Origin of the sequence: Nocardia grenadensis, from assembly GCF_050942415.1 — a bacterium.
Classification (GTDB): Bacteria; Actinomycetota; Actinomycetes; order Mycobacteriales; family Mycobacteriaceae; genus Nocardia; species Nocardia grenadensis.
In genome coordinates this window covers 2,726,851-2,739,870 of the sequence record NZ_CP192054.1, presented here as the reverse complement: position 1 = coordinate 2,739,870, position 13,020 = coordinate 2,726,851, and the positions used below count along the sequence as shown (strand labels likewise).

Below are 13,020 nucleotides of genomic sequence, written 5' to 3'. Positions count from 1 at the left end.
TGTCCACCGGCCGTCGACGCAAGTGATTTCCCGCGCGTGTCCCCTCGCGGTCCCTGTTCCGCGACAGCACCATCCGCGCGGTGCGTGGCGGCGCGCCGGCCAGTCCACACACCATCGCCACAGCCACGCCGGCCGCGACCCGCCTCAGTGACCGGCCGGGCAATGTGGGCCGAGCGTCCGCGCGAATCCGTCGGCGAGCAGTTCGAAGGCGCGGTCGGCCTCCGCGATCGCGACCGGGTGCCGCTGTGCCGCGCTGCGCCCGGCAGCCATCTCGCGCCAGTTGGCCTCGCACAGGTTGCGGCGTACCGCGGTGATCGCGCTCGCGGCCAGTCGCGCGTCCAGATCATCCGGCGGGCCGAGGGTTCCGGCGAGCGCGATCTCGCCGCCGCTGAGGAAGTGGGCGAGCCGCGCGGTGAGCGCCGGAGTGTCCAGCACCAACCGGTAGCAGGCCACCACTTCGGGTGCGTCACACAGGCCGGTGGCGGGTTCGTGGTTGTCCAGGCCGGCGCGGAACGCGTTGTGGAGCGCGTTCAGTGGTGTCTGCCCCCGGACCCGATCCCGCACCACGCTGGCCGCGTCGTCGATGTGGTCGGCGAATCGGTGTACTACGAGATCCTCTTTGGACGGGAAGTACTGGAAGAGGGTGCGTTTGGACACCTCCGCGGCCGTCGCGATATCCACCACCGAGACCGCGTCGAACCCGTCGGTCAGGAACAACCGGAGAGCGGCATCGGAGATGGCCGCGCGGGTTCGACGCTTCTTGCGCTCGCGGAGGCCCGGCTCGGGGTTCATACCGGACACTCTAGCCGAAGGGTAAACCTGGTAAATAAGTAAACTTGGTATACATTTGTTGATATGCGAATCGGCGTTGCCCTGCCCACCGACTACTACGAACAACTCACTCCCGGCGTGAATCCCGTCGAGTACCTGCTCGATCAGGCCCGCAAGCTCGCCGAACTCGGCGTCCCAGCAGTCTGGCTGACCCAGCGTTTCGACTACGACGCATTGGCGGTCGCCGCGCTGATCGGCCGGGAACTGCCCGGCACCACGGTCGGTACCGCGATCGTGCCCATCCATCCGCGCCACCCCAACGCGCTGGCCATGCAGGCGCACACAGCGCAGGCGGCCGGCGGCCGATTCGAACTCGGCCTGGGCCTGTCCCTGCCGGAGATCGCCGCCGGCTACGGCAATACCCACCCGCGCATCCGATATCTGCGTGAATACCTCACCGCGCTGCGCGAACTGCTGCACACCGGCGCAGTCGACCACACCGGCGAGACGCTGGTCGCCAGATCGCCGGCCCGCAGCACCATGCCGGCCCTCCATTCGCCGGTGCCCATCCTGCTGGCCGCCTCCGGCCCGCTGACACTGCGGGTCGCGGCCGAACTCGCCGACGGAGCTCTCCCGCTGCTCACCGGGCCGAATACATTGGCCGACTTCACCATCCCCACACTCGCCCGACGAGCCGCGGATGCCGGTCGGCCGATGCCTCGGGTGCTCGGCATGGTGGGTGGCGTGGTGACAGCCGATGTGGCAGGCGCACGTGAGCGAGCGGCGCGGCAGATGCATAGATACGGCGAGATGCCCGCGTATCGGGCGCTACTGGACCGCGAGAACATCACCGACCCGGCCGAACTGGCCGTGATCGGTGACGAGCAGACCATGGCCGACGCGGTGGCCCGCTACGCCGAAGCCGGCGCCGACGAACTCGTCTTCACCCTCACCGCCCTGGGTTCGGAACGTGACGAGGAGCGAACCTGGGCGTTGCTCGGCGAGCTCAGCAGGACCGGCAGCCACTGAACACCCGCTCCGACCCCGGCTCGTCCAGTGGCTTCGAAAAACCGTTGGCGCCGAACGGCGGGTTACCGGCGATCATGGGCGGCATGGACGCGCCGAATGTGGAAGATCCTGCCCGGACCGGAGAAACGAGGCTGCGAGACGGCCGCCGCTTGGCGTGGGCCGAGTGGGGCCCGGTGGACGGCCGACCGGTTCTGTTCTGCCCCGGGGCAGGGTGGGGGCGCCGACTCGGATTCGGCTCGGGCGTGCCGGCCGGGTCGGGCGTCCGGCTGGTCTCGGTGGAGCGGCCCGGTTCGGGGGAATCCACCGGGATGCCGGGGCGCACGCTGCTGGACTGGGCCGACGATATCGGGCAGTTGGATTTCGCCGACCCCGCGGTCGTAGGTTTTTCGCAGGGCGCCCCGTTCGCCCTCGCCTTGGCTGCGCGAGGGCTCACCTCCGCGGTGGCGATCGTGTCCGGCGGCGACGAGCTCGCCTATCCAGGAACTGTTCTGCCACAGGAGGTCCGGCGGCTGGTCGAGCTGGTGGCCGCCGATCCGGTCGGCGCCGAGCGCGAGTTCGCGCGTTTCGGGAGCGCCGAGACCCTATGGCAGCTGAGCATCGAGGGCAGCTCCGAGGTCGACCGTGAGATCTACCTGCGACCGGGCTTCGCCCGCGCGTTCCGTCGCGCGCTGGATGCCGGCTTCGCACACGGCTCGGCGGGCTATGCCCGCGATACGGTGCTGCACTTCGCGCGCTGGCCGTTCCGGGTCGAGGAGCTCACCGCTCGCGTACATCTCTGGTACGGCGGGCGCGACGGTAACCCCACCCATTCCCCCGATCACGGTGTCACGCTCGCCGGCCGGATCCCGAACGCCACCCGCCACTACCTACCCGACAGCGGCGCCGCACTGCTGTGGACACATGCCCACGAAATTCTCGAACAACTCCTCGCGTGATCGCCCGATGCCATGAGGTCACCACCGTCGACCGGTCCCGCGGCACAGGCATCGATCCAGGGCAGCCGGTCGGCCCGGGCGACGGTTTCCATCCCGACAGCGGCCGGAACCGTCATCGGAACCCGTAGTGGATCAGTGGCCGAGCCACCCCGCGAAGCAGCGGGACAGCATCGGCATGATCACCCACACCATGGATACCACTGCAACGAGCATGATGCGGGCCGGCCGCAGCGGTGTCGGGAGAGAAGACGATCCCCACCGTCTATCCTGCGGTGCGGGCGCAGGCCAGTCGCGCCGGCTTGTGCGCGAGGCCGGTGCGGCCGGTTGCTCGACAGTCCCACCACAACTTCTCCATCGTCACACCCCGAACCCATTGCGGCGGATCCCGGGGGCCACGATCTTCGGTGCCGGCCCAACAGGTTCCGACGAGCCGGGCAGCGCTACCTCGGCCCGTCCTCGACGACCCGCGTCCCGTCTGCGAAGCGATCGTGCCAGCCCTGTTTGGTGGGACTCGAGCCGATGGTCACAGCTATGCCGAGGGCGGCGAACAACCACAGCACGCCACCGATACACGGGATGAGATTGAGCAGCATGTAGGAGTTGCGGAACGCGGATTCCTTGAGGCCGGGCCGGGCTGCCCCGCCGACCCCTTCGACATGCAGCCCGAGCAGTTTCTTACCGGGCGTGGCGCCGGTGGTGACCTCGAAGCCGACGAAGTACAGGAAGGCGAATCCCGCGCCCGGCAGGATGGAGACCCATTCGGGGGTGTGCACGGATTTGTTCAACAGCCAGAACAGGATCGCTCCGACAATACCGGCGATGATCCAGTCGATGAAGCGGGCGCCAGCGCGCTTACCCAGGCCACCCGGGATAAGTCCCACGGGGGCTGCGAGCCGGGGATCGTATCCGTCTGTGCTCATTGCTTCTTCCTTGTGATAAGGACCGGGCGGACCCGGGTCCGCCAGCCGAATGGTCGGTCGCGCTACTTGCGACCGGCCGCCCAGCGGATACCCCACTGGTAGGCACGGTCGAGGTCGGCCTGGCTGCCGTTCACATATTCGACCTCACGTCCGACGGTCAGGCCACGACCCGTGTTCGTCAGCAGCGCGACCGCGCAGATGCGTGCCCCGTCGACCGCGGAGTCCAGGCGGACCTCGATCTGCGGCCCGGCTGTCGGATACATGGTGACGACACCGTCGACCGCCGCCCAATTCGCGGCTCCCTCGTAGATCATGGCGAAGACCAGTATCCGGCGGAACGCAGCGGGGTCGGCGAGGTTGATGTGCAGATTCTCCCCGTCGGTCACCGCACCGGTGCGGTCGTCACGATCCAGCGCAATGAACGGAGGTTTGTTCAGATCGCCGTAGCTGTTGCCCAGCGCCTGGACGACTCCCTTGGAGCCGTCGGCGAGTTCATAGAGGCAGCCGAGGTCCAGGTCGATACCGCCGCTCGCGCCGAGCAGTCTCGCGAAGAAGCCCGGCTTCCCGACCGGCTCCGGATTCGTCCAGTTCAGGTTCACCCGCATCACGCCCTGACGCTCACCGCCTTTGGCGAGGTCGACGCTGCGTTCGTTCTTGGTGAGCGTCAGCTTCTCCGGGCCGGCTGCCGGGGTCACGCCGCCCACCGCGGACGGCGCCTGATACTTGGTGTAGTCGATGCCCATCGACTGTCCTCCCGATCGCAGACGAGGTCAGATGTTCACGCCGTAGTCGCGAGCGATTCCGGCCAGCCCCGAGGCATACCCCTGGCCGATGGCGCGGAACTTCCACTCCGCACCGTGGCGGTAGAGCTCCCCGAAGACCATGGCGGTTTCGGTCGAGGCGTCCTCGGTCAGGTCGTAGCGGGCCAGTTCCGAGCCGGTCGTCCGGTCCACGACCCGGATGAACGCATTGCGGACCTGTCCGAACGACTGCTGCCGCGCGTTCGCGTCATGGATCGAGACAGGAAAGAAGATGCTGGTGATCGTGGGCGGCGTGGCGGCCAGGTCGACATTGATCACCTCGTCGTCGCCGTCTCCTTCACCGGTGAGGTTGTCACCGGTGTGCTCGATGCTGCCTTCGGGGGAGCGCAGGTTGTTGTAGAACACGAAATGCCGATCCGAGAGGACCTTCTGATCCGGCCCGGTCGCCAGGGCGCTGGCATCCAGGTCGAACTCGGCGCCCGTGGTCGACCGCACGTCCCAGCCCAGACCGACCGCGACCGCGGTCAGATCCGGTGCCTGTTTCGACAGCGATACATTGCCACCCTTCGCGAGGGTCACACCCATCCTGTTGTACTCCTTCTCGTGGTGAACGGCCGTGGCCATGGTGCCCGGCGAATGCTTAAGCCAGCATTAACGACGGTTCGGTGCGGCGCCGCGGTACACGCGCCGATCCCGCTTCGACCGCGGTGCGAAGTGTGCGAACAGCACGGTCGAAGGAGTATTCATGGTCGTCGATCCATACTGGGTGCCGTGCGCATACTGGTGGTCGACGACGAGATCCGCTTCGCCGACGGGCTGAGGCGAGGGCTTCAGGCCGAGGGCTTCGCCGTCGACCTGGCCTATACCGCGGCCGACGGCCTGTGGCGGGCACGTGAGGTGCGCTACAACGCCCTCATATTGGACGTGATGATGCCGGGCATGAGCGGATACGCGGTGTGCCGAACCCTGCGGGACGAGGGAAACTGGACACCCATCCTCATGCTCACCGCCAAGGACGGTGAATGGGACCAGGTCGAAGGTCTCGATACCGGCGCCGACGACTACGTGATCAAACCCGCCGATTTCCCGGTGCTCGTCGCCCGGCTTCGCGCGTTGATCCGCCGCGGACGCCCGGAGCGCCCCACCTCGCTGCAGGTAGGCAGCCTACGTCTCGACCCGGCCACCCGAGAGGTCCGCCGCGGTGATACTCCGGTGCGGTTGACCGCCCGGGAATTCGCGATACTGGCATTCTTCGCCCGCGAACCGGGCGTGATCCGGTCCAAGAGCGATATCCTGGCCGGAGTCTGGCACGGCGAATTCGACGGTGATTCCAATATCGTCGAGGTCTATATCGCGCACCTGCGAGCCAAGATCGACAAACCGTTCGCCGTCGATAGCATCCGCACGATCCGCGGCGCGGGATATCGGCTGATGCCCGATGTCTAGCCTGCGCCTGCCGTCGCTGCGGGTACGGATCACGGTGACGACCACGGCCATCGTGCTGGCGGTCCTGGCCGGCGGTGCGGTGAGTTTCCTGGCGTTGTTCCGCCACGCCCTGGTCACAGCGCAATCCAACGCCGCCGATATCCAGGCCGCCCAGATCGCCACGGACGCACAGCACCGGCTCGAGCACGCCGCCGGTCCGATCTTGCTACCGATCTCGGAAGTCGACGATGTGATCATCCAGCTGCAGCAGGACGGTCGCGTGATCGCTACCTCGGAGGGGGATTCCGCCGGGGGCCCGGTGCTGCCCGTACCGTTCGCAGACCGCCTTTCCCTCGGTGGGGACAGCTATGTCGTGCAGTCGGCGCCGATCACATCGGCGTCGGGAGCGGTGCAATCCGTTGTCGTCGCGCGCTCGCTCGAGGACGCCGACAGCGCGGTACGATCGGCGGCCTTGTTGCTGGCCGCCGCTGTGCCCACCGTCAGTGCGTTCGTCGCGGCACTGATGTGGGCGGTGGTCGGCCGCTCGCTGCGACCGGTCGAGCGCATACGGCTCGACGCCGAATCCATCGGTGCGGATCTTTCCCGGCGGGTGGATCCACCCACCGGGAAAGACGAGGTCGCTCGGCTGGCCGCGACCATGAACCGGATGCTCGACCGGCTCGAGTCCTCGCACCGGGCTCAACAACGGTTCGTCTCCGACGCCTCCCACGAATTGCGCTCCCCCGTGGCCGCCATCCGCCAGCACGCGCAGGTCGCATTGCACCATCCCGGGGCGACCGATCTGGCATCGCTGGCCGGGGTCGTCGACAGCGAGGCCGCCCGATTACACGGTCTGGTCGACGATCTGCTGCTGCTGGCACGTCTCGGGGAAGGGCCCGGCCACAACCGCGGCGAAGTCGATCTCGACGATATAGTTCTCGCCGAATCGAGTCGGCTGCGCCAACTCGGTGTCACCGTCGATATCGCGGCCGTGGGACCGGCCCGGGTGTTCGCCGACGAAGGGCTACTGGCCAGGGCGGTCCGCAATGCCACCGACAACGCGCGCCGCCACGCACGTACTCGTGTCGACTTCACGCTGCGCTGCGAGAACGGACAGGTCGTCCTCTGGGTCGACGACGACGGCGACGGGGTTCCGGAATCCGACCGTGACCGGCTTTTCCGCCGCTTCGAACGCAGCGACGACAACCGCAGCCGCACTCACGGCGGCGCCGGCCTGGGCCTGGCAATCATCGCCGAAGCCGCCCGTCACACCGGCGGCAGCGCGCGACTGTCGAGCTCGCCCCACGGCGGAGCCCGCCTCGAGATCACCCTGCCCGAACACACCGATGAGTGACCCGGATGCAGATCGTCCAGCGTGATCCCGGACGGACGGGGCGGGCACCTTCGGGCCACCAGCGGAGCACCCGGCAGGCGCGATGGCCGCTACCCACACCTTGGACAGGCCGGCACGATCGACAACAGGCCCATCCACCGCAGCAGCGCTATCGGCGCGGGATACTCACTCTGCCCGTACTACCGGCGCGACCTCCTCGGCGAACCAACGCAGATAGTCCAGATACTCCTGTTCGGAACCCACGGGGCCCGGCGGTTCCACGACCGCGCGGGTGATACCGGCCTGCCGATAGGCGCCGGAATAGGCTTCGATCAGCTCGTCCCGGAAACCGCTCAACTCTCTGGCGGTCGCGTCGGCGAAGCCGTTGCGCAGAATGACACCAGCAGGGGATTTGAGCCAGTTGACATCGAAGCTGTCCTCCTTGCCGGCAAAATCCTGCTGTTCACGGATGTAGTCCAGCAGTGGCGGGATCTCCTCCAGCGTGAAGTCCGTCGGATTCGGCTGCCAGCCGTCGAAGCGTGCCGCGCGACGCAGGGCCGGCTTCGAATTCCCGCCGATATAGATGGGCGGACGCGGTTTCTGCAGTGGACGCGGCTCCACCGCGAGGCCGGTGATCTCGAAGTACGTGCCGCGGTGTGCGGGCAGTTCGGCGGTCCAGAGGGTGGTCAGCGCTTCGAGGATCTCGTCACTCCGTGCGCCACGTTCCCGGAAAGGCACTCCCATCGCCGCGAACTCCTGTTCGGCATGGCCGACACCGATCGACACATTGACGCGGCCGCCGGAGAGCACATCGATCGTCGCCAACGCCTTCGCGAGCCGTAGCGGATGGTGATATGGCAACACCAGAACGGCCGCGTCCAATCGGATCCGGTGGGTCGCTGCGGCGGCAAACGCCATCACCGACAAAGCATCCTGCCAATACGGGCCCAGCCTCGATACTTCGAACAGTGGCATCGCGAGGTGCTCCGAGACGGATACGGCATGGAAGCCCGATTCGTCGAGAGTGGTGAGAATACGCCGAAAACCGTTCGCGTCGAGCGTATGTGACCAAGGGTTCAGGCCCGGAATATGATTGCTTCCCGGGAGGATGACATCGAATTTCATGGATTACGATTTCTTTCGGATCGGCGACCGGCCAGGAAGGTGACTTCGGGGACCGCGGCGCCTGAGCAAGTTCGATAGGACCAGGGAATGAGCTGCGCGTGGCAGCACCGAAGTAATATCCGGACCAGTTGAAGACTCGAGCGGTCCACTTGCCGGGCAAGACATCGTCCCGGAACGGCTGATACTCACCTGCCTGTGATCGCATGGTGAATGATCTCTGCCATGACCTGATGTGTGTCTGTCCTGGCGATGCCCTCGGTCTGCATTCCTCGTTGATGTGCCGCGACGTGTGCGAGCATCGACACCAGAACCGCCCCGATGGCTCGCGGCTCCGCCGGGTTCGTTTCACCGCTGTGCTCGTGACACCTGCCGGCGGCATGGGTGATCTCGTCGGTGACCGCCCCGAGAAACCGAAGGCGCAATTCGTAGAATCGCCGATCCCCCTCGGCGACGAAAAGATCGAGCACCCGGAGTATGGCCATGTGTTCTTCCCAGAACGAGAGGAACTCGGACGCGAGTACAGCCGAGCCGTTATACGCCGACGGCCCACTCCAGTCGGTCTCCCGGACGATCTTTGCCATACTCTCCCCCTTGTCGATCACGAGCCCGACCAGTTCGAGCGCGGCCGAGGCGATATCGGGGAAGTACTGATAGAACGTCGCAGTACTCGTCTGTGCCTCACTGGCGATATCCGCTACCGTGATGTCGTGGTACCTGTGCACCTGGAGTAATGCGGATGTCGACTCCAGCAGCTTCGTGCGCGTCGCCAATCCCCGAGCCCGAGGTACGCGACCATCGCTGGCTTTGACGTGCTGGGTATCCAGGCCAGAAGTGTCCGGCGACATACTGAAATACTCCCTTCGATCGACCGCGCTACTCGTGCACGATATAGGCGGGCGGATTTTCACAGAGACGGAACCTCGGCAGCGTGGCACCGCTATCGGGCTGCTCTTCGAAGAACACCTCGACACGCATTCCGATTGCTGCGCGGGTGGTGTCCTCGGCGGGCAGATCGCTGACCATACGAACTCCCTCATCGAGTTCGATGGTGGCACAGACATACGGCACCCGGTCGACCCAGGCGGGATGGAAAGCCCGGTGCGTGACGGTGAATGTGAAGATCGTGCCGCGGCCGCTGACCGGGGTCCATTGCCAATCCGCGCTGTGACAGTCCGGACACAACACACGAGGGTAGTGGCGGTACACACCACAGGCGCTACATCGCTGTATCACCAATTCGTGACGGCGCGCGGCCTCCCAGAAGCCGCGAGTCAGCGATGTGGGCTCTGGCACCGGACGCAGGATCATGACGCGCGCCGCAAGGACAGGACGGCACCGTCGAAGAAGTTGCCCTCGTTCACCACCAGAATGTTCTCGCATCCGGCGACTTGCCGGGCCGGCTCCACTTCGTCTCTGAGTTGGCGGACACCCTCGATGATGTGGTTCATACCCGATACGTGTGCCTCCGAAAGCGCACCTCCATGGGGGTTGACGGGGGTGCGTCCGTCCAAGCGAATATGGCCTTCCTCTACATAGGGTCCGCCTTCGCCCATTCCCACCACCCCGAGCGCCTCCAGTGCGGCGATAACGTACCAGGTGAACCCCTCGTGGATAATCAGGCAATCTGCATCCGTCACGTCGATACCCGCCATCCCCAATGCGCGGCGCGCAGCTACCCCTATCGCGGGGACACCGGCGATATGGGGCTTCTGCGTAATCGACGTCGGCGAATCGCTATGGGATGTACCCACACCCGATATCAGAACAGGCGGCTTTCGAAGATCCCGACCGCGCTCGGCACCCACGATCACGAGTGCTCCCGCCCCGTCGGATTCCAATGAGCAGTCGAACAAGCGGAACGGTGAGGTGATCATCCTCGAGTTCTGGTGATCGTCCAGCGTCATGGGTTTGCCGTACATGAGCGCACGCTCGTTCAAGTTGGCGTTCGCGCGGCTGTTCACCGCCACGTGGCCGAGTTGTTCACTCGTTGTGCCGAACTCGTGCATATGACGCTGGGCCGCTTGGGCGAACCATTGTGCGGCGCCTATGTTTCCGAGCGGAAACTCGAACTCGCGAACGGTCGCCATCGACGGCGCTGTCACGGCCTTGCCGGTCGACACCCGTTCACCGGAATATCCACGTCGACCCGCCGGTATCAGGACGCATGAGGCCACCCCCGTCGAGATCGCCATGCAGGCGTTCTGCACCGAGGCGATCAGGCTTGCGCCGCCGAGCTGGACCGAGGTGCTGAACGCCAGGTCCCGCAAACCGAGGTTGACGATGAAGTCTTCGACCGTGGCCTGAGCCAGCGAACTGGGAATGAATCCGTCGACGTCGGCTACCGTCAAGCCGGCATCGTCCAGCGCACGCCGGCACGCCTCCAAGTGCAGTTCCAGCGTCGACCTGTCCGTTCCTCGAGTGTAGACCGTCTGTCCGATTCCGACGATCGCGCAATGAGCGGTCGGGTTCATTGCGCCTGCGCTTCGGAAGTGTCGGCTGCCGGAGTCGTCAGCCGTACCAGGGCGTCCAGCCCGATCACCCCATCGGCCCGCGCGAGCAGAGGATTGATATCCAATTCGGCAACCTCGCCGGTCGCTGCGAGTTCGGCGAGGCGCAGCACGGCATCGACGACAGCGGTCCTGTCGGCAGGCCGGGCGCCACGCCAGCCGTCGAGCAGCGGAGAGATCCGCAAGCCTGCCACCATTTTCTCCGCGCGTGAACGGGTGAGGGGCAGAACGGCGCGGGCAACATCGCGATACAACTCGGCGTTGACCCCGCCCGCACCGATAAGGACAACTGGGCCGAGCACCGGATCTACACTGATCCCGGCCAGTAGCTCGATCCCCTCCGAGACCTGCTGTGCGACCAGGAAACCCTCGGCACCACGTGATCGCATGTCCACGGCGGCCGAACTCACGGCTTCGGGGCCGTCCAGCCCCGTCCGAACGAGCCCGTGCTCGCTCTTGTGGGAGTGGCCACGGCCTTTCAAAACAACCGGATAACCGATCTCTTCCGCGGCTGCGCAGGCATCCGCCACAGTGTCGGCCGTCCGATGAGCGGCGAACTCGAACCCACGATCTTCCAACCAGCGGGTCGACTGGCTCTCGTCCAACAGGGTGGTCGACCGGGCAGGGCGAGGCGGACCGGGTAACCCACGCGCGAGCCGAACAACCTCGCGAAGCTCCGGGTCTCGTGCCGGGTGCCTGAGCAACGCCCGCGTGGCGCCGACAGCATTACGAACATTCCGGAAGACCGGCAGACCAGCGGCCCAGAGCTGCCGATACACCGGATGGTCGGCGGATGCCCCATTCCAGATAGGCAGCACCGGCTTCTTCGCGGTTCGCGCGAACTCGACAAGACTGGCGCCCACAGCCTCTGTGAGCCCGCCGCCCGGCGCGGGGACGGGGCACAGCATCACGCCGACGGCGTCATCGCGCAAACACAACTCCAGGATACGAGCCCCATTGCCGGCAAGCACGGTCACACCGCCATTGTCCACCGGGTTCGAGATGTTCAATTCCGCTGGAATCACCTCGCGCAGCAGGGATTGCGTCGCGGAACTGAGCGTTGGAAGCGGCAATCCGCCCACCGTGGCGAGATCACCCACGTGTGCCGCCGAGCCACCGGAAACGCTGCACACCACGACCCCGTCCGCGGTGGGTAGCGGGCAGCGGGCCAGCGCCGCACCGATCTCGATCAGTTCGTCGAGATCATCGACGCGCACGATACCGAACTGCTCGAAGAAGACGTCCCACACTTCGTCGGTGCCGACCAGATGCCCGGTGTGGGACTGGGCCATCACCCGGCCGACCTCACTGCGCCCGACCTTCACCACAACAATGGGTGTCTCGTTCTCGATCGCGGCCACCGCCGCTTCTCGTAAGCGCCGGCCCGAGGTGAACCCTTCGATGTACGCACTGATGACAGCAGTATCGGGATCCCGCGCCAGGAACTCGACGAAGTCCGCCGCAGCCAGATCTGCTTCATTTCCGGTCGGTGCCCAGTAGCTCAACGCGACGCCGAGCTGCTGGGCCTGGGTCAGCGGCCGCCCCTGAGCGCCGCTCTGTGAAATCACCCCGATCCGCCGACCCGGCAGCTCGTCGAGCGGGTCCCACGCGTTCGCGTTGGTATTTGGTCCGATCAGCCGGGCGCCTGCCCTGCGCACCGCCCTGACCAGAGACCTCTCCCGTTCGATGCCCTCATCTGTGCCGAGTTCCGAATAGCCGTTCGCGAATACCAGAAAAAAGCCGACGTCGAGCCGGGCGTCTCTCGCGGAGTTCACCACGGCCTCGGCATCTCGTACCAGGATCAAGACCACGTCGATCGGCCCCGGTAGTGCGGCGAGGTCTGCCACAGAGCGAATACCGAAGACTTTGTCCTTGGTCGGATTCACCGGATAGAAGGCTGCGCCGATTCGTTTGGCATGTGCCAGCGCGCGGCTGGTGACGCTGGCCAGACCCGCACGCGTGTCATGGGCTCCTACCACCGCGATGGACCGCGGTCGATAAAAAGTCCGAAGATTCAATGGGTCCGTAGAAGCGATATTCGAATCCAGCACCGGATGCATGGGCTCCGTTGTCGACTCTGTGTTCGCCATATAGCACTCCTTGGTGATGCTATTACTCTGGGAAAGGACAGCCGACCTGCTACTACAGGTTTAGACACAAACTCTCTCGATGTCTGAACCGGAGCCGAGGTCGGCCACCCTCCCCGATCACACA

At 65.9% G+C, this 13,020-nt stretch carries 13 protein-coding genes; 4 read left to right on the top strand and 9 right to left on the bottom strand.

The window, feature by feature from the left end; all coding sequences use genetic code 11:
- Positions 1-144 precede the first annotated feature (144 nt).
- Positions 145-792 carry a TetR/AcrR family transcriptional regulator gene (locus tag ACQPYS_RS12385; RefSeq protein WP_063034237.1) on the bottom strand — a complete coding sequence of 216 codons (648 nt, stop codon included), beginning with the start codon at positions 790-792 and terminating at the stop codon, positions 145-147.
- A 63-nt stretch (positions 793-855) separates the two neighbouring features.
- Here ACQPYS_RS12385 and ACQPYS_RS12380 point away from each other — a divergent pair, with 63 nt between their 5' ends.
- Positions 856-1,800, top strand: a complete 945-nt coding sequence (locus ACQPYS_RS12380) for a TIGR03564 family F420-dependent LLM class oxidoreductase (RefSeq protein WP_433492680.1) — start codon at positions 856-858, stop codon at positions 1,798-1,800.
- A gap of 242 nt (positions 1,801-2,042) precedes the next feature.
- Positions 2,043-2,735 carry an alpha/beta fold hydrolase gene (locus ACQPYS_RS12375; RefSeq protein WP_218020688.1) on the top strand — a complete coding sequence of 231 codons (693 nt, stop codon included), beginning with the start codon at positions 2,043-2,045 and terminating at the stop codon, positions 2,733-2,735.
- A gap of 440 nt (positions 2,736-3,175) precedes the next feature.
- On the opposite strand, the gene ACQPYS_RS12370 is transcribed toward ACQPYS_RS12375, so the two are convergent.
- From ACQPYS_RS12370 to ACQPYS_RS12360, 3 genes are all read right to left on the bottom strand, one after another.
- Positions 3,176-3,655: an RDD family protein gene (locus ACQPYS_RS12370; RefSeq protein ID WP_063034114.1), complete on the bottom strand. Its 480-nt coding sequence runs from the start codon at positions 3,653-3,655 to the stop codon at positions 3,176-3,178.
- Between the two features lie 62 nt (positions 3,656-3,717).
- A complete protein-coding gene (locus ACQPYS_RS12365) occupies positions 3,718-4,398 on the bottom strand; it encodes a TerD family protein (RefSeq protein WP_433492679.1) in 681 nt (226 codons plus the stop codon).
- A 27-nt stretch (positions 4,399-4,425) separates the two neighbouring features.
- Complete coding sequence (locus ACQPYS_RS12360; RefSeq protein ID WP_063034235.1) at positions 4,426-5,001, bottom strand: TerD family protein; 576 nt, start codon at positions 4,999-5,001, stop codon at positions 4,426-4,428.
- A gap of 186 nt (positions 5,002-5,187) precedes the next feature.
- On the opposite strand from ACQPYS_RS12360, the gene ACQPYS_RS12355 reads away from it, so the two are divergent.
- Positions 5,188-5,862 (top strand): response regulator transcription factor, encoded by a 675-nt coding sequence (locus ACQPYS_RS12355; protein ID WP_063034112.1) that lies wholly within the window; start codon positions 5,188-5,190, stop codon positions 5,860-5,862.
- Positions 5,855-7,195 (top strand): sensor histidine kinase, encoded by a 1,341-nt coding sequence (locus tag ACQPYS_RS12350; RefSeq protein WP_431938867.1) that lies wholly within the window; start codon positions 5,855-5,857, stop codon positions 7,193-7,195. The genes ACQPYS_RS12355 and ACQPYS_RS12350 overlap by 8 nt, the downstream gene beginning before the upstream one ends.
- Positions 7,196-7,360: 165 nt before the next feature.
- On the opposite strand, the gene ACQPYS_RS12345 is transcribed toward ACQPYS_RS12350, so the two are convergent.
- The 5 genes from ACQPYS_RS12345 to ACQPYS_RS12325 all read right to left on the bottom strand — a co-directional run bounded on the left by ACQPYS_RS12345 (position 7,361) and on the right by ACQPYS_RS12325 (position 12,896).
- On the bottom strand, positions 7,361-8,299 hold the full coding sequence (locus tag ACQPYS_RS12345; protein ID WP_063034109.1) for a TIGR03619 family F420-dependent LLM class oxidoreductase: 939 nt from the start codon (positions 8,297-8,299) through the stop codon (positions 7,361-7,363).
- 185 nt (positions 8,300-8,484) lie between these two features.
- Complete coding sequence (locus ACQPYS_RS12340; RefSeq protein WP_063034107.1) at positions 8,485-9,144, bottom strand: TetR family transcriptional regulator; 660 nt, start codon at positions 9,142-9,144, stop codon at positions 8,485-8,487.
- Between the two features lie 28 nt (positions 9,145-9,172).
- A complete protein-coding gene (locus tag ACQPYS_RS12335) occupies positions 9,173-9,592 on the bottom strand; it encodes a Zn-ribbon domain-containing OB-fold protein (RefSeq protein WP_433492678.1) in 420 nt (139 codons plus the stop codon).
- Between the two features lie 11 nt (positions 9,593-9,603).
- Positions 9,604-10,770: a thiolase C-terminal domain-containing protein gene (locus ACQPYS_RS12330; RefSeq protein ID WP_431938869.1), complete on the bottom strand. Its 1,167-nt coding sequence runs from the start codon at positions 10,768-10,770 to the stop codon at positions 9,604-9,606.
- The gene (locus ACQPYS_RS12325) at positions 10,767-12,896 is read right to left on the bottom strand and encodes an acetate--CoA ligase family protein (RefSeq protein WP_433492677.1); all 2,130 of its coding nucleotides are present in this window, start codon (positions 12,894-12,896) and stop codon (positions 10,767-10,769) included. The genes ACQPYS_RS12330 and ACQPYS_RS12325 overlap by 4 nt, the downstream gene beginning before the upstream one ends.
- Positions 12,897-13,020 lie beyond the last annotated feature (124 nt).